The sequence below is a fragment of the Variovorax sp. PDC80 genome, from assembly GCF_900115375.1.
Lineage (GTDB): Bacteria > Pseudomonadota > Gammaproteobacteria > Burkholderiales > Burkholderiaceae_C > Variovorax.
The window spans coordinates 16,039-31,312 of record NZ_FOWG01000026.1 but is presented as its reverse complement, the minus strand read 5'-3'; the positions used below and the strand labels follow the sequence as shown (position 1 = coordinate 31,312).

General features: G+C 69.5%; 15 protein-coding genes. 5 read left to right on the top strand and 10 right to left on the bottom strand.

All coding sequences use genetic code 11. The features are described 5' to 3' along the window. Positions 1-11 precede the first annotated feature (11 nt). The 3 genes from BM109_RS40050 to BM109_RS40040 all read right to left on the bottom strand — a co-directional run bounded on the left by BM109_RS40050 (position 12) and on the right by BM109_RS40040 (position 4,005). Positions 12-2,570, bottom strand: a complete 2,559-nt coding sequence (locus BM109_RS40050; RefSeq protein ID WP_093355941.1) for a penicillin acylase family protein — start codon at positions 2,568-2,570, stop codon at positions 12-14. 88 nt (positions 2,571-2,658) lie between these two features. After that, a complete protein-coding gene (locus tag BM109_RS40045) occupies positions 2,659-3,462 on the bottom strand; it encodes a helix-turn-helix domain-containing protein (protein WP_093355939.1) in 804 nt (267 codons plus the stop codon). Positions 3,463-3,489: 27 nt separating this feature from the next. Then, complete coding sequence (locus BM109_RS40040) at positions 3,490-4,005, bottom strand: PLP-dependent aminotransferase family protein (protein ID WP_093355936.1); 516 nt, start codon at positions 4,003-4,005, stop codon at positions 3,490-3,492. Positions 4,006-4,179: 174 nt separating this feature from the next. Here BM109_RS40040 and BM109_RS40035 point away from each other — a divergent pair, with 174 nt between their 5' ends. Next, positions 4,180-5,037, top strand: coding sequence for a LysR family transcriptional regulator (locus BM109_RS40035; protein WP_093355934.1), 858 nt, complete (start codon positions 4,180-4,182; stop codon positions 5,035-5,037). Positions 5,038-5,046: 9 nt separating this feature from the next. Here the strand turns inward: BM109_RS40035 and BM109_RS40030 are convergent, their stop codons facing one another. Both BM109_RS40030 and BM109_RS40025 read right to left on the bottom strand, forming a co-directional pair. Continuing rightward, the gene (locus tag BM109_RS40030; protein ID WP_093355932.1) at positions 5,047-5,595 is read right to left on the bottom strand and encodes a TetR/AcrR family transcriptional regulator; all 549 of its coding nucleotides are present in this window, start codon (positions 5,593-5,595) and stop codon (positions 5,047-5,049) included. Positions 5,596-5,677: 82 nt separating this feature from the next. Continuing rightward, complete coding sequence (locus tag BM109_RS40025) at positions 5,678-6,571, bottom strand: LysR family transcriptional regulator (protein ID WP_093355929.1); 894 nt, start codon at positions 6,569-6,571, stop codon at positions 5,678-5,680. A gap of 222 nt (positions 6,572-6,793) precedes the next feature. Between BM109_RS40025 and BM109_RS41440 the strand changes: the two genes are divergently transcribed. Further along, on the top strand, positions 6,794-7,048 hold the full coding sequence (locus BM109_RS41440; protein WP_177239588.1) for an Atu4866 domain-containing protein: 255 nt from the start codon (positions 6,794-6,796) through the stop codon (positions 7,046-7,048). Positions 7,049-7,085: 37 nt separating this feature from the next. Next, a complete protein-coding gene (locus BM109_RS40015) occupies positions 7,086-7,820 on the top strand; it encodes an SDR family oxidoreductase (RefSeq protein ID WP_093355924.1) in 735 nt (244 codons plus the stop codon). Between the two features lie 30 nt (positions 7,821-7,850). Here the strand turns inward: BM109_RS40015 and BM109_RS40010 are convergent, their stop codons facing one another. The 5 genes from BM109_RS40010 to BM109_RS39995 are packed head-to-tail and all read right to left on the bottom strand — an operon-like array spanning position 7,851 to position 12,026. Then, complete coding sequence (locus tag BM109_RS40010) at positions 7,851-8,156, bottom strand: chorismate mutase (protein ID WP_177239587.1); 306 nt, start codon at positions 8,154-8,156, stop codon at positions 7,851-7,853. A gap of 2 nt (positions 8,157-8,158) precedes the next feature. Next, positions 8,159-9,130: a Bug family tripartite tricarboxylate transporter substrate binding protein gene (locus BM109_RS40005; protein ID WP_093355922.1), complete on the bottom strand. Its 972-nt coding sequence runs from the start codon at positions 9,128-9,130 to the stop codon at positions 8,159-8,161. Between the two features lie 12 nt (positions 9,131-9,142). Next, on the bottom strand, positions 9,143-9,973 hold the full coding sequence (locus tag BM109_RS41070; protein ID WP_143129346.1) for an alpha/beta fold hydrolase: 831 nt from the start codon (positions 9,971-9,973) through the stop codon (positions 9,143-9,145). Beyond that, positions 9,970-10,371, bottom strand: coding sequence for a VOC family protein (locus BM109_RS41065; protein ID WP_143129345.1), 402 nt, complete (start codon positions 10,369-10,371; stop codon positions 9,970-9,972). The genes BM109_RS41070 and BM109_RS41065 overlap by 4 nt, the downstream gene beginning before the upstream one ends. Then, positions 10,368-12,026 (bottom strand): FAD-dependent monooxygenase, encoded by a 1,659-nt coding sequence (locus BM109_RS39995; protein ID WP_093355916.1) that lies wholly within the window; start codon positions 12,024-12,026, stop codon positions 10,368-10,370. The genes BM109_RS41065 and BM109_RS39995 overlap by 4 nt, the downstream gene beginning before the upstream one ends. 121 nt (positions 12,027-12,147) lie before the next feature. Between BM109_RS39995 and BM109_RS39990 the strand changes: the two genes are divergently transcribed. Both BM109_RS39990 and BM109_RS39985 read left to right on the top strand, forming a co-directional pair. Beyond that, positions 12,148-12,981, top strand: a complete 834-nt coding sequence (locus BM109_RS39990; RefSeq protein WP_093355914.1) for an AraC family transcriptional regulator — start codon at positions 12,148-12,150, stop codon at positions 12,979-12,981. A gap of 118 nt (positions 12,982-13,099) precedes the next feature. Further along, positions 13,100-15,265: a LamG-like jellyroll fold domain-containing protein gene (locus tag BM109_RS39985; protein ID WP_256223115.1), complete on the top strand. Its 2,166-nt coding sequence runs from the start codon at positions 13,100-13,102 to the stop codon at positions 15,263-15,265. Positions 15,266-15,274: the final 9 nt, after the last annotated feature.

Here is a 15,274-nt window from a genome sequence, read left to right as displayed (position 1 = left end):
ACCCACCCATCTCACTCGCTCAGTGCAACGCTCCGGTACGCCGGGTCCGCGGCGATCTCCGCCTCCGTGTAGGGAACGCGCAGCCACTGCTTGGCGCTGTAGGCCCGCGTGTAGTCGGCATGGTGCGCCGAGGCCGGGTCGTCCGAGAGCGAATAGGTCAGGAAGGTGTCGGCCTCCACCTTGCCGGCCGGGAAGCGGACGATCTGCATGTAGCTGTTGGCGATGACGGAATCGCCATCCAGGCTGTAGCCGCCGCGGTCGAGCCGGTTGAAGGTGGCGGTGGTGGTGAAGACACCCGTGAGGTCGCTCATGCCGCCGAACAGCGGGATCTTGCGGCCGTTGCGCGTGACGAACAGGTAGTCGCCGCGCGGCGCGTTCACCGGATAGGGGCTGGCCTCGACGCGCAGCAGCGCGGCGCCGAAAGCCTGGCGCAATGCGTCGCTCGCGCTCGCCCGAATCTCGCGCGGCGTGTTCAGCGGGTCCTCGGTGGAGAAAGGCACGGCATAGAGATCGTTTTTCGGGATCGCGTTCTCCACCCGGCCCCAGAACTCGTCCCAGACGTGCGCGCCCCGCGCGTCGATGTTGTCGGTGTCGTCCCAGGCTCGCAGCGCGGCGCAGGCCTCGGCGGTCCGGACGGTGCCCGCGGGCGTGTCTCCCAGGTAGGGGTCGTTGTAGGCCGCCACGTCGATGTCGGGGGTTGCGCACACCAGCGCCAACACCTGCGCCTTGAAGCGCTCCGCGGTGTAGACGCGGCTGTCGAGCACCATCTGCCGCACCGTCGCGGCGGTGGCCGTCCTGCCCGCATAGCCGTCGGTGCCGCTCAGGCGTGCCTGCGCCATCAAGTGGCCGAGACGAGAGCGGGTGGTGAACCCGGTCTCGACGCCACCGAAGATGGCCGGATAGCCGGTGAGCCGCTCGTTCGGGTTGGTGAGCCAGGCGCTCGCGTTCATGTTGGCCACGTAGTCGTCGCGCAGCAGGGTGGGCATGCGCGACGGTCCGACGGCGCCCTTCTGCACCGAGTCGGGGTCGGTCTGCCAATCGCACTCGCTGCGCGATCCGTCGAAGACCGGCACGCGTTCCAATGCCACGGCCAGCAGCTGGCCCACGGCCGTGGTGCAGCGCTCGGTCTGTTGCGGCGAGACGTTCGGCACGGCCGTGATGTCGGCGTACCAGGCCTTGGCGCTGCCGCGGCCCACGGCGGTGGTGTTGACCCACGGAATCCCCGCCTCCTCGCGCTGGATGGCGATGAACTCGTCGAGCGACTTCGCCTGGTCCCAGCGCAGCCAGGTCCGGAAGGCGCGGAAGTTGTCGGCGTTGATGTCCCGGATCGCGAAGGCCGTGCGCGGGCTCCAGGCCAGCGCGGGACTCATGCCCGCGAGGTTGATGAGGGGGCCGTACTCGCTCTTGTAGAGCGTGCGGGTCTGCGCGGGGCCGCCCTTGACGTCGACGGCGATGGTGCTGGGCTTCATCTTCACCGGCTTGCCGTCGCGCAGGTAGCTGGTCGAGTCGCCCTCGGCCAGCGCGAGTTCATAGAGGCCGAAGCGCCGCGCGGCCGAGACGGTGTGGCTCCAGGCCACGTTCTGGTTGAAGCCGATCAGGATCAGCGGAACGCCGAGGAAGGAAGCGCCGCTCACATCGAGTTCGCCCGGAATGGTGAGCTGGGCCTGGTAGAAGCGGTCGGGGCCGCGCCAGTACCAGTGCGGGTTGCCGAACTGCAGCGCGCTATCGTCGCCCGTGCCCGCGGTGCCGAAGGCATACATGTTGCTGCCCACGCCATGCTTGCCTCCCACCTCGAGGGCGGGTGCCTTCGGGGGCTGCGTGCGCAGCGCGGCGAGTTGCGTGCCTTGCGCGCGGCGCAATGCGCGCGCCGATGCCTGTGCCTGCCCGGCCGTCGATGCGGGCGCGACCGCGCTTGCGATCTGCGTCACGAAATTGCCGTAGCCGGCCGTGAGGTTGGCCGCGTAGAGGCGGCGCCAGATATCCCCCGCCGCGATGGGCGCCACCCAGGCTTCGCCACGGCAGGCCGCATGCGCGCCGGCTTCGCCACCGCCCTTCAGGTCGCGCACGTAGCGGCTGTAGCCGGCCGCGAAGCCTTCGACCAGCTGCTTCAGCTTGTCGGGCTGGGCCTGCGCGAAAGCATCGATCGTCTCGCTCGAGAGCACGTGCTTGTGGAAGAAATCGGACTCGATGTTCTTCGGCCGGCCGATCGTTCCCGGATACACGAGCAGCGCATCGGCACCGAAGTTCTTCGACCGCTCGCCGCGGTAGGTGAGGAAGGCATCGGCCATGGTGCAGAGGTTGTCCTGCGCCTGCGCATAGCCATAGCCGTAGCCCACGCCGCCCCAGTCGGCCGCCTTGATGTGCGGCACGCCCATCGCGGTGCGGCGGATCTCGGCCTTGAAAGAGGGAGCGCCGGCGCTCGGAGGCGCCGGGTTGCCGGGCGCGGGCGGTGTCGTGCCGGCGAAGGAAAAGCCGTTGTTGCCACCGCCCCCGCCGCATGCGGCGAGCGTGGCTGCGATGGCCAGCAGGCCGAGCGGCCTGCTGGCGCGCCAGAGTTGTCGTTGTTGCATCGTGTCTCCTGTGAATCACTCCGCGGGGGAGTGGCGAGGAGCTTAGGGACGGCAGCCGCGCGCCCGTTGTACGCACCCGCCGTCTTGCTCAGGGTGGACCCCAGGTATGCAGCGCACCGACATCGGAGCGCACCTGCACCTGCGCGCCGTTGGCGAGAAAGGAAGGCACCAGGCCGAAGCAGCGCTGGTAGGTGCGGCTCATGTGGGCCATGTCCGTGAAGCCGCCCTTGTGGGCGATGTCCGCCAGCGGGCCGCTGCGGCCCGCGAACTGCTGGACCGTGCGCCGTACCTTGGTCCACAGCAGATAGCGCTTGATCGACAGCCCCAGCTGCTGGCGAAACAGATGCGTCAGCCGATCGGGCGAGAGGCAGGCCTCGGCCGACAGGTCGCGCAGCGGCAGCGGGCCGACATGGGTTCGCGCGCGCTCCAGCACGCGCTCGATGCGCGGGTCCAGCGGCACATGGCGCAGCGGACGGCCGGCCACGGCCTCGACCATGCGCGTGCTGAGTTCGCGCAGCTGGCTGTCGCGCAGTTCGCCCTGCAGCGCGGCCTCGAAGCGCTCGCGCAGGCGGCCGAAGCATTGGGCATCGATGACCTGGATGCCGCGATCGCCCTGCACGCCCTCGAGCATGCGCGCCACGTTGGAAGACGGCTCCATGTTGAGCGACAGCAGGCCGCAGCCGTCGACATCGAGCCGGCGCGGCACGTGCGGCGCCACGAGCGCCGCGGTGCAGCGCACGCGCGTGCCGTCCATCCCTTCGAGCGCGAAGGGCCGCCCGCTGGCCGACACCAGCAGCGTGGCCGAGGGGCGGGCCGTCAGGCCCGAGCGGATGGTCGGCGTGATGTAGAGGAAACGGTCATCCCACAGGTGGAGATAGTTCTGCGTACCCATGGCGAACGAAGCGCAACGCCGTTGCGGCTACGCGCCGTGCGCGACGGCCTGCTTCAGCAGCCTCGTGCCGAGCTCGGCCTCCGCTTCGCTCGCCTGGACGCCCTGCCGGCCATGCAGTGCGACCACGTCCATGCGCAGGCCCAGCGTCGCGCGCTCGCGTACCTGCACGATCTCGATGCCCAGCAGCAGCCCGCGGCCCGGTGCATTCCCGGCCTCGCCGCTGTCGAAGGATCGCCGCAGGGCGTGCAGGCCGCTGTCGGGCCAGGCATCGGCGCGCACCGCCACTTCGAGCCGTCGCGGAGGTGCCGCGGCGACGCCATCGCCCGCGCGAGGCAGATAGAAGAAGCCGCCGGCATGACGGCCCTCCGCGGTCTGCCCCGGTGTCAGCCACGCCGCCAGCGGCAGTTCGACGCTGAGCGCCTGCGACAGCGCATGAAGGTCGGGTGCATCGCCATCGATGCCGAGCATCACGCCGGCGCGGCCGTACCGGATCAGGTGCCGGCGGGTATTGGCCCAGAAGGCGGAATCGACGCCGCAAGACATGGAGAGCTCCCTTTTGTTCGAGGCCGCGAAGTCTAGGAACACGGGGGGCGTGCGCCAAGTCAATATTTCTTATTCCAGCTATCAGCGCCGGTTGCGGCAGCGGGCTCACAGACCACTGTGGTTGCAATCAGACCGAATCGGTACGAAAATCGCGCACCCCGGAAACGCCATGCCTTGAGCCGCCATCTCGACATCGACCTGCTGCGCACCTTCGTGGCGATTGCGCAGGCGCGCACGCTCGGCCAGGCCGCGGCCCGGATCGGCCGCACGCAGGCCGCGGTGAGCATGCAGGTCAAGAAGCTCGAGGAGACGCTGAACCAGCCGCTGCTGCATCGCACCGGCCGTGGCGTCGTGCCCACGCTGCATGGGGAGCGCCTGCTGGGCCATGCGCGCACGATCCTCCAGCACCACGATGCGGCGCTGGCCGAGATCTCGGGCGCGACGCTGTCGGGCACGCTGCGCTTCGGCTGCCCCGAGGACTACGCCGTCGCCTTCCTGCCGCAGATCCTGCGCGGCTTCGCGGACCGGCATCCCCAGGTGCGTGTCGAAGTGTTCTGCGCGCCGACCGCCCGGCTCGACGACCAGCTCAGGAAGCACACGCTCGATCTCGCGCTGGTCTCCACCATCGGCGCAGAGCGCAAGCTTCCCGTGATTCGCCACGAAACGCTGGTGTGGGTCGGCCTGCGGCAAGACCTCGCGGCGGCGTGCGAGCCGCTGCAGCTCGCGCTGTCCGACCCCGACACGCTGGACCACCGCGTGGCCTGCGAGCGGCTCGATGCCGCCGGGCGCAGCTACCGGCTGGCCTATGCCAGCGCCAGCATCTCGGGCTTGCTGGCCATCGTGCGCTCCGGCCAGGCCATCGCGGTGCTCACCCGGTCCGCCGTGCCGTCGGACCTGCAGATCCTGGAGACCGGCGACGTGCTGCCCGTGCTGCCCACGGTCGGGCTGGCGGTCGAATTCAGCCTCGAGCCCGCAACCGCCATGGCGGCGGCATTCGCCGATCACCTGCGAGCGACATTGCCGACGCTCTAGCGACCGTGCTCAGTGGCCCAGCGCATTCATCGCCGACGCGATGATGTCGTCGCGCCATTCCTTCTGCTGGCCCAGGCGAACGGCCGAGATCGCCGCGATGCCCAGGCCGGAGAACGCGAGCGTGATGCGCACGATGCGCTGCGCCTTGGCCTTGAACGGATCGGTGCCGAGCGCCTGGTAGATCAGCAGCGCGATCTCCATGAGCTGCGGCTCGGTGCTCTCCTCGGCGCCCGAGAGCCGGTTGGCGAAGGCCGACACGCCCGGCCATTCGAAGGTGAAGTCGACATATGAAGCGACGACGGTGCGGTCGCGCCGGATGCCGGGGCGCATGCCTTCGACGCTGGCCAGCAACGCCGTCACGTGGTCGCGCCCGGCCTGGAAGCCCGCCTCGTAGATCGCCTTCTTGCTCGGGTAGCGATAGAGCAGCCCCGTCTTCGAATAGCCGATCGCATCCGCGATCTGCTGCAGCGAGGTGTTCTCGAACCCATGCTTGGCGAACAGGCCGGCGGCGCAATCGACGATCCGGGCGTTCATCTGGGACTTGGTCGGCCTGAGCATGCGGGCAGTCTAGCGCAGGGTCCGACCGAAGCAGTCGATTTCCGTTCGAATCGGTACAGAACCGGCCGATGCCCCGCCGCGCTCAGCGCTGCGCGAACGACTTCACGTGATCGACCAGCGCGCGCAGCTTCCGCGGCTGGTTCCTTCGGCTTGGAAAGTACAGGAAGAAGCCCGCGAAGCTCGGCAGGAAATCGTCGAGCACCGAGACCAGCTCGCCGCGCTCGATGTAGGGCCGGAAGGTCTCCTCCATGCCGATCGTGATGCCGGTGTCCGCGAGCGCGGTGCGGATCATCAGCAGCATGTCGTTGGTCGTGATCCTCGGCGCCACCGTCAGCGCGAAGTCGCGCCCGTCCTCGCGGAACTCCCAGCGGTACGGCGCTTCCTTGGGCGAGCGCCGCCATCCGATGCAGCAGTGCGCGAGCAGTTCGCGCGGATGCGCCGGCACGCCGTGCGCGGCCAGGTAGGCCGGACTCGCCACGACCATCTGGCGCTGCGGCCCGGTCAGCGGGACCGCCACCATGTCCTGCTCGATGACCTCGCCCAGCCGCACGCCGGCATCGAAGCCCGCGGCGACGATGTCCGACTCGTCGTCGGTCACGGTCACGTCGAGCGTGACGCCGGGATGGGCCGCCGCGAACGTGCTGATCAGCGGGCCGGAGAGGAAGCGCTCGGCGATCGAGGTCACTGCGACCCGGAGCACGCCGCGCGAAGGGCCCTCGACCGCCGCCTCTTCCAGCGCCGCGCCGACCGTCGACAGCGGCTCGGCGATCTGCCGGTGCAGCGCTTCGCCCGCCTCGGTCAGGCGCACGTGGCGCGTCGAGCGCTGGACCAGCGCGATGCCCAGGCTGTCCTCGAGCCGCCGGATGCCCTGGCTGACGGCCGAACGCGTCACGCCCAGATGGTCTGCGGCGGCGCGGAAGTTCTGCTCCTTCGCGACCGCGAGGAAGAAGCGCAAGAGGTTGAAGTCGGCATCCATTGGTTAGCAATGCTAACCGGCGCAGTCAGCGATCGGGGAGTTCTCTTAACCGTCGCGCCTTCCTAAAGTCCACCCATGACTTCACGAACCACCCTTTCTCCAGCGGCTCGCAACCGCCGGAAACCCACGCGGCGCGGTCTGCTGGCCCTCGGGCTCCTGGCCTTCGGCACGGCCCTCGCCGCCCCCCAACGAGCCCAGGCTCGATCTCCAAAGGAATCGGACATGACAACCCATCCCTACCTCGGCATGTGGGTGACCGGCGACGGCCACGTGCGCCATCAGCTGCTGCCCAACGGCCGCTACGACGAGGCGCGCGGCAACCGCGAGAGCGCGTACCGCGGCCGCTACGTCATCGAAGGCAACCACATCGAGTACGTCGACGACACGGGCTTCACGGCCGATGGCGACTTCATCGACGGCGTGCTGCATCACGGCGGGATGGTGCTGCGGCGCGTCGCGCCTGCCAGCACGCGATGACCCGAACCCTCGTTTCCAACCCCAGAAAGAACCCACCATGAACGCCAAGACTTCCAAGATCGTCCTCATCACCGGCGCCAGCAGCGGCATCGGCGAAGCCACCGCCCGCCTGCTCGCGAAGAACGGCGCCACCGTGCTGCTCGGCGCCCGGCGCACCGAGCGGCTGGACCGGATCGTCGCGGACATCGTCGCCGCCGGCGGCATCGCCGAGGCGCGCGCACTCGACGTGACGCGGCGCGAGGACGTGCAGGCCTTCGCGGCCCACGCCATCGCGCGCTTCGGCCGCATCGACGTCATCGTCAACAACGCCGGCGTCATGCCCCTGTCGCCGCTCGCCTCGCTCAAGCTCGACGAGTGGGACCGAATGATCGACGTCAACATCCGCGGCGTGCTGCACGGCATTGCCGCCGTGCTGCCCACCATGCAGAAGCAGGGCGCGGGCCACGTGGTCAACGTCGCGTCGATCGGGGCGCACGCCGTCTCGCCCACGGCTGCCGTCTATTGCGCGACCAAGTACGCGGTCTGGGCCCTCTCCGAGGGCCTGCGGCAGGAGCACCAGGACATCCGCGTCACGACGATCAGCCCGGGCGTGACCGAGTCGGAGCTGGCCGACACCATCTCGGACCAGAAGGGCCGCGAAGAGATGAAGGAGTTCAGGAAGGTGGCGATCAGCGCATCGGCGATCGCGCGCGCCATCGACTTCGCGATCTCGCAGCCGGAGGACGTGGATACGAGCGAGATCGTCATCCGGCCAACCGCCAGCGCGCATTGAGCGTCGCTTCGCCTCGCGCCGGGCGCCGCTTCAGGCGTCCGGCGCGTGATCGCCGCACCCGGCCGCCCGATGGCGGCGCACCACTTCTTCCTTGATCCTGTCGAAGAGGCCGACCACGAGATCCAGCGGCAACCGATGCCGACCGGCCATCTCGTGGAGCAGCTGCTTGCGCTGCAACTGGCGCCGCGGATCGACTGCCGCCTCACCAGCCAGCGCCTTGAAGGCACCCAGCGCATCCGTCCTGGCGAACCGATGCGCGAGCAAGGCGCCCACCTGTTCATCGATGGCATCGATCTCGCCGCGAAGCCGTACCAGTTCGGCGTCCACGTCGTGCACGGCTAGTCCATCCGGATGCCCAGCGGCGCGATGTCGCGGCGCAACCGCACGATCTCCTTGCCCAGCGAGTCGCCGAACTGGGCCGGCGTCGATGCCAGCTTGAACGTGCCGGGCGTGTTGAAGGCTTTCACGAAGGTCGGGCTCTGCATCGCCTTCACCACCTCGCGCTGGATCCTGTCGGCCGTTTCCGCGGACATGCCCGGAGGACCGAACAACCCGGCCCAGGCCGGAACGTCGACACCGCGCAAGCCCTTCTCGCCGAGCGTCGGCACCTCGGGCAGTTCGTCCACGCGCCTGTCCCCGGCCAGCGCGAGCGCGCGCGCCTTGCCCTGCTGGATGATCGGCGTCGCGAAGCCCGAGCCCCAGAACAGCAGGTCGATGTGCCCCGCGATGAGGTCGTTCATCGGCGTGCTCTTGTAGGGGACGTGGATCAGCTTGATGCCGGCCGCCTTCTCGAACAGGGCGCCCACCAGATGGGTCGTGTTGCCGTTCCCGGCGGAGCCATAGCTGATCGTGCCCGGACCGGCCTTGGCGGCGGCCACCAGTTCCTCGAGCGTTCGGTACGGCGAACCGGCCGGCACCATCAGCAGGAAGCCGGCGGTCACGGTGAGCTGCGAGATCGGCGTGAAGCCCTTGAGCGAGTCGTAGGGCAGCTTCTCGTACAGCACGGCATTGGTGGCGTGGCCGCCGGTGGTCATGAGCAGTGTGGTGCCGTCCGGCACCGCCTTGTGGACGTCGGACGAGCCGATGATGCCGCTCGCGCCCGGCTTGTTCTCGACGAGGTAGCGGTTGCCGTTGACCTCGCGCAAGGCCTCGGTCAGTTGCCGCGCCAGCTGGTCGGTCGAACTGCCCGCCGCGAAGGGCACGACGACGCGCACCGTCTGCTGGGCCGTCGCCTCGGCGAACGGTGCCGCGAGCGCCAGGCAGGCGAGTGCGTTGACGAGACTGCGGCGACTCGATGCGAACGTGGACATGGGCTGGACCTTTCAGGAGTTGCGGGACGAATCGGTTGCATCGGGCGAACGGGCTCCCGCATGCTGCCGCGAGAGGAAGTGCGCGATCAGCGCGGCGAGCGCATCCGGCGCCTGCACCGCCATCGAATGCCCGACGCCCGGTACGGCCTCGAACGCCGCGTGACCGATGCGATCGGCCAGTGCCCGCATCACGGCGATCGGCACCACCTGGTCTTCTTCCCCGGCGATGCACAGTGTCGGAGCCCGGATCCTCGCGGGCGCGAGCGCGTGAACCTCGAGCGCGAGCGCGCCGCGGCGCGATCCGCTCTTCGGCTGCGCGAAGCGCCGGGCCAGGGCGGGATGCCGGGCCGCATGCGCCGGCGTGTAGAACATCGCGGCGAGCTCCAGTGCGGTGGCGGGCAGCCCCTCGCGAAGCCTGCGCAGGCGGTCCACCCCCGCGGGGTTCAGTTGCGCCAGCATTCGGTCGAGCGGCCAGGTATTGACCAGGCACAGTGCCTCGACACGCTCCGGGAAGGCGATGGCCAATGCCTGTGCGATCCGGCCGCCGAGCGAGGTGCCCATCACGGCGAAGCGCTCGAAACCCAGGCGGGCCATCAGTTCCACGCCGTCGCTTGCGAGGTCCGGAATGCCGTGCGGGCCGCCATCGCTCACGGTGTCGCCGCACTCGCGCTGGTCGTAGCTGACCACGCACAGCGGCACCGCTGTTTGCGACGACAGCGCCAGCGACAACGCCGAGAAGCTTTCGCGATTGGCCTCGGCACCGTGAACGAGCAGGATCGCGCTGCCGCTGCCCTGGATCTCGTAGGCGGTGCGCGAGGCATGCAGATCCGCGAACCGCGTCATGACGCATCCCCCGCCTCTTCGGCGAGATCGAAGGTCAGCTCGAGCTTGAGGCCGAGCGGATCGCGGATGAACAGCTGATGCAGAGTCCACCCCGGCACCGGGGCCTCCGTGTAGCCGATGCCTTCGACATCCAGCCGGCGCCGGGTCGTGGCGAGCCCGCTGGCGCGAAACGCGATGTGGTCCAGTGCAACCGCCTCCGGACTCGCGGCCCGGCCCGAGGCGTAGAGATGCACGACGGGCTGGCCCGCGGCGTACAGCCAGCAGCCCGCGAACTTCAGGTCCGGACGCGCGCCCGGCACGAGGCCCAGCGCGCGCACGTAGAAGTCGCGCAGCTCGTCCAGATCCTCGGCATCGCAGCGCAAGGTGAAGTGGTGCAGCCCATGCACGAGCGCGTTCATGCCACCCTCCGCAGCGCGGTGGCATCGCCGAGGGCGAGGACGCGCGCCAGCGCCTGCGCCAGGCTGGCCGCGGGGTCTTGCGGCACCCACGGCATGCGCCAGGCGACATGGCCGTCGGGGCGCACCAGCACCGCGCCATGGAGGCTCATGTCCAGTCCATCGCGCGGGTCCACGGCATCGAGCTGGAAGGTGCGCACCGTGACACCCAGGCGCCGGCCCACGTCCAGGGCAGCCGCAGCCCAGTCGGCGGACCGGGGGCCGTGCACGATCACGAAGTCGCGATCGAACAGGTCCAGGGTCGAGCGCTGCCGCGCGAGGTCCAGCCACAGGTGCGGGAAGCGGCCACCGGGCCGGTCCGACGGGTCGTAGCGGCCCAGCGTGAGACCGCGCGAGGCCGTGCCATCAGGCACCAGCGCGCCCTCTTCGTAGGTGAAGCCCAGGCCCAGTCCGATGCTGTGGCTGTGGTGCACCACGTCCTTGATCCAGAAATTGATGGCCTGGAGATTGCGCGCCTGGAAGGCCTCCTCCATCTTCATGAAGCGCACGGTGTTGCCATGGCTGAAGTTGGCGTTGGCCTGGCCGATCGGACGCCGCTCGGCGTCGTAGCTGTCGAGCAGGCGTTCGCCCGCCTGCTCGCGCAGCACCAGCGCGAGCTTCCAGGCGAGGTTGTGCGCATCCTGGATGCCGGTGTTCATGCCATAGCCACCGGTGGGAGGAAAGCGGTGCGCCGCGTCGCCGATCAAGAACGCGCGCCCGCGCGCATAACTGGCGGCGACCTGCTTGCTCACGCGCCAGACCGAACGGTTGATGACCTTGACGTCCAGGTTGGGGATGCCGGAGTGGGCACGCGCGAGCCGCACGACCTCGTCGTCGCTGCGCTGCGGCGGGGTCTGGTCGTGCCCCTCGCCCACCCTCGTCACCGTCAGCCAGCGGTCCGCGCCGTTGGTGTTGAGCACGCTGGCGGGCACGACGTCGGGCGCGTCCGGCATGATCCGGAACACGCCGACCTGCCGCACGCTGGGCAGGTGCGACAGATCGCCCTGCCAGTAGTCGTTGTTCATGATCGCCAGGCTCGCGGGCCCGGTCATGGCGATGTCCATCTGGCGGCGCAGGCCACTGCCTGCGCCATCGGCCGCGACCAGATAGCGCGCGGACCAGCGCGTCTCCTCGCCGGTGGCCGTGTCGCGCGTGAAGGCATGGATGCCGTCCGCGACCTCCTCGTGCCGCAGGAACTCGGTGCCGTGGCAGACGCGCCCCCAGCGCGAGCGACGCACCACCTGGAACAGCTCGTCCTCCACCACGTCCTGGGACACTGTGCATTTCCAGGCCGGCGTCTGGCCGAGGTCGATCTCGCGCGGAACGCGCCCGTACTCATGGCCGGCGATCGACGTCACGAAGGCGAAGCCGTTCGCGTCGTCGGGCAGGCCCCGGGACTTGACCGCGCGCTCGATGCCCCATTGGCGAAACAGCTCCATCGTGCGTACCCAGGCGCCGCGGGCGCGCGGATGATCGGTCAGCCCGGCATTGCGCTCCACGAGCACGAAGGGGATCTCGAAGCGGTCCATCAGCAGCGCCATGGCCAGGCCGCTCGGCCCGCCCCCGACGATGAAGACGGCCGTGGTGTTCGGTGCTGGCGCGAGGGGGATGGGTTTCATGGCTCGAATTCGCTATAACGGGTGGAACATCTGCCTGCGTTCCCGCAGGACAGATGGACTCTCTCACCGGCAGCGCATCCCGCGGTAGCGTGGGCCTGCAAACAAATAGCGAGATCGGGCCATGAATGGTGCGCCTCTGTCGTTTTCGACCCTGCTCGCCTACAGGCAGGCGCTCAACGAACTCGGCGACCGCCGCGGCGGCCATCGCGTGCTCGCCATCTCGGCCGCCAACATGCCTTCGTTCTCGGGCCGCAACGCGAAGCACGAGGGGCGCTGGCACCAGCACCATCGCGGCCAGCTGATGTGCATTGCAGACGGCCTGCTCCAGGTGCGCACCGAACGCGGTGCCTGGGCCGTGCCACCGCGGCGCGCGGCCTGGGTGCCGCCCGGCGAGCGGCATGCCGTCAACAGCAACGGCGTGACCCACACCTGGAACCTCTACCTGTCGCCCGCGGCGAGCAAGGTCCTGCCCGACAGGCCCTGCGTCATCGAGGTCAACGACCTCGTCGAAAGCATCGTGGCGCGCGCCGTCGAATGGACCTCGCAACCGGCCCTGTCCACCGCGCAGGGCCGGCTGATGGCCGTGCTGATCGATGAACTGGCCGCGGCGCCGCACGACCGCATGCAGCTGCCGATGCCGCGCGACCGCCGGCTGCAGCGGATTGCGGCGGCGATCCTCGACGACCCGGCCGATCCGCGCACGCGCGAGCAGTGGGCCGCATGGGCGGGCCTGTCCGCGCGAACGCTGAGCCGGCTGTTCCAGGAGGAGGTGCGGATCAGCTTCGCCCACTGGCGCGAGCAGGCGGTGCTGATGGCCGCGATGGAGCAACTGACCCAGGGCGCGAGCGTGGGCAGCGTCGCAGATGCGCTCGGCTATGCCACGCCCAGCAGCTTCATCGCGATGTTCCGCAGGCACTTCGGCGTGCCGCCGGCGCGCTACATCAAGGCCCAGTAGGACCCGCGTCGCCGGCCTGGCGCGATCTTCACGACAGCCGCAAGCGTCACGCCGCTGACACGCCCACGTCACCCCGTCTTCCTACGCTGCGCGCCTCCATCCTTTCGTTCAGCTTGCAATGAATTTCTCCGACGATCCGCGCGGCACGACCTCGCCGCGCGACGCCTCGCCTTCCACGCCGCATCCGGCCCCCGCTCCCGAATCCATCGCGCCGCCGCGCCGCGACCTGCTCAAGCTCGGCGCCTCGCTGCTGACCCTCGGCGGCAGCGGTGCGCTGCTCGCCGCCTGCGGTGGCGGCGGTGGCGGCTCGCCGGTGCTGGGCGCCCTGCCCGCACCCGCGCCGGCAGCGCCCGCGCCGGCACCCGCGCCAGCGGTCGCCGCGAAGATCTCGAGCTTCGCGCTGGCGGTGATGCCCGACACCCAGTTCTACGCGCGTTACGCCACTGCGGCCGAGAGCGACCAGTACGACAAGCGCTTCGGCAGCGCGCCCTTCGCCGCGCAGACGAAGTGGATCGCCGACAACGCCAAGGCGCTCAACATCCCCTTCACCATCCACCTCGGCGACGTGGTCGACCAGGTCGGCAAGCCCGACCAGTGGAAGGTGCCCGATGCGGCGATGAAGCTGCTCGAGGACGCGAAGCTGCCCTACAGCGTGCTGGCCGGCAACCACGACGTGCTGCGCGACATCGACTACGGCGTCGACCCGGTCGGCGGCACCGACGCCGACCGCGATCCGAGCAAGGAGCCCTACCTCCAGTGGTTCGGCACCGAGCGCGCGAAGAAGCAGGCCACCTTCGGCGGGCGCGACCCGAGCGGTTTCCACGAGTACCACGTGTTCGAGGCGCAGGGCCAGAAGTTCATGGTGCTGTCGCTGTCGTGGCGCATCTCCGCCGCGGGCATTGCCTGGGCGCGCCAGGTGATCGCGAAGAACCCGACCCTGCCGGTGATTCTGTCGAATCACCAGCTGCTCAACATCGATGCCGACGGCACCAGTCCGCTCGAGACCGACTACGGCAAGATGCTGTGGGAGAAGCTGATCCGCGACAACGACCAGATCTTCATGACGCTCAACGGCCACCACCACGGCGCCGCGCACCTCACGAAGACCAACGACTTCGGCCACAAGGTCGAGGAGATGGTGGTGGACTACCAGATGGCCTACCAGGGCGGCAACGGCCTGATGCGCCTCTACGAGTTCGACCTGACGAACAAGAAGATCAAGGTGCTGTCGTTCTCGCCGTGGGTGCCGCAGAAGCCGGCCGCCACGCTCAACGCCTTCGACCAGGCGGTGCTGACCACGCCCAACGAGGCCTTCGAGATCGAGATGGATTTCGCGCAGCGCTTCGCCGGCTTCAACAAGGCTTTCGGCAGCGGCAGCGCGGTCATCGAGGGTTCGCTGGTCGACAAGGCACGCGCGATGATCCTCGCCAACTACAAGGACCCCGAGACCGTCGCGCAGCGCCCCGCCGCCGACGCGGAGGACTATCCCAAGGTCGCGAACACGCTAGCGCACTGGCGCTTCTTCGGCGGCGCGCTCAACCAGCCGGTGCTGCCGGGCACGGTGGTGGCCGACGTCACGGGCAACAACCCGCTGCACCGCGATGCGCTCGACCAGGGCGGCGTGAAGGGCGCGGCCCATGGCGACGTGGTCTGGACCGACGACCGCCATCACCTGTCGGCGGCGCCGGGCTCGGTGCGCTTCCTCAACACCAACAAGAACACGCCGCGCCTGAGCTACTTCCTCACCGACGCCAGCGCGCCGATCAATGCGCAGACGCTGGAGAACGGCTACACGGTCGAGGCCTTCGTCAAGATCGACAAGAGCTGGACCAGCGGCAACCAGGCGTGGATGAACATCATGACGCGCGACGGCCGCCGCGGCGACCTCGCGGGCTATGCGGGTGGCGACGGCGAATCGCCGCCGATGCTGTTCGCGATCTCGAGCCTGCGCGAGGTGCAGTGGGAGGTGGTGCCGAGCCCCGCGGGCCGGCGCGAGCCCAAGGCGAACTGGTCTGGCGAGGTGATCGCCGACCGCTGGGTGCACATCGCCATCGTGAACGACCCGGCCTCGCACGACACCACCATGTACGTCGAGGGCGCACCGGTGCTGCGCAACGCCGCCGCGATCCCCGGCCTGGCCACGCTGTCGGCGAGCTCGCCCTGGGTGGTGGGCGGCGGCTCGTGGGACGGCGACCGCGCCGACGGCTTCTTCGGCAACATCGGCGAGGTGCGCGTGGTCGCGGCGGCCTTGACGCCGCCGCAGTGGCTCACCGCGCGGCGCTAGGGGCGCGGG

What these genes read in the sequence shown, in the direction of transcription:
- BM109_RS40050 (WP_093355941.1), bottom strand. Translation starts at nt 2,570, where the DNA reads ATGCAACAACGACAACTCTGGCGCGCCAGCAGGCCGCTCGGCCTGCTG.
- BM109_RS40045 (WP_093355939.1), bottom strand. Translation starts at nt 3,462, where the DNA reads ATGGGTACGCAGAACTATCTCCACCTGTGGGATGACCGTTTCCTCTAC.
- BM109_RS40040 (WP_093355936.1), bottom strand. Translation starts at nt 4,005, where the DNA reads ATGTCTTGCGGCGTCGATTCCGCCTTCTGGGCCAATACCCGCCGGCAC.
- BM109_RS40030 (WP_093355932.1), bottom strand. Translation starts at nt 5,595, where the DNA reads ATGCTCAGGCCGACCAAGTCCCAGATGAACGCCCGGATCGTCGATTGC.
- BM109_RS40025 (WP_093355929.1), bottom strand. Translation starts at nt 6,571, where the DNA reads ATGGATGCCGACTTCAACCTCTTGCGCTTCTTCCTCGCGGTCGCGAAG.
- BM109_RS41440 (WP_177239588.1), top strand. Translation starts at nt 6,794, where the DNA reads ATGACAACCCATCCCTACCTCGGCATGTGGGTGACCGGCGACGGCCAC.
- BM109_RS40015 (WP_093355924.1), top strand. Translation starts at nt 7,086, where the DNA reads ATGAACGCCAAGACTTCCAAGATCGTCCTCATCACCGGCGCCAGCAGC.
- BM109_RS40005 (WP_093355922.1), bottom strand. Translation starts at nt 9,130, where the DNA reads ATGTCCACGTTCGCATCGAGTCGCCGCAGTCTCGTCAACGCACTCGCC.
- BM109_RS41070 (WP_143129346.1), bottom strand. Translation starts at nt 9,973, where the DNA reads ATGACGCGGTTCGCGGATCTGCATGCCTCGCGCACCGCCTACGAGATC.
- BM109_RS41065 (WP_143129345.1), bottom strand. Translation starts at nt 10,371, where the DNA reads ATGAACGCGCTCGTGCATGGGCTGCACCACTTCACCTTGCGCTGCGAT.
- BM109_RS39995 (WP_093355916.1), bottom strand. Translation starts at nt 12,026, where the DNA reads ATGAAACCCATCCCCCTCGCGCCAGCACCGAACACCACGGCCGTCTTC.
- BM109_RS39990 (WP_093355914.1), top strand. Translation starts at nt 12,148, where the DNA reads ATGAATGGTGCGCCTCTGTCGTTTTCGACCCTGCTCGCCTACAGGCAG.
- BM109_RS39985 (WP_256223115.1), top strand. Translation starts at nt 13,100, where the DNA reads ATGAATTTCTCCGACGATCCGCGCGGCACGACCTCGCCGCGCGACGCC.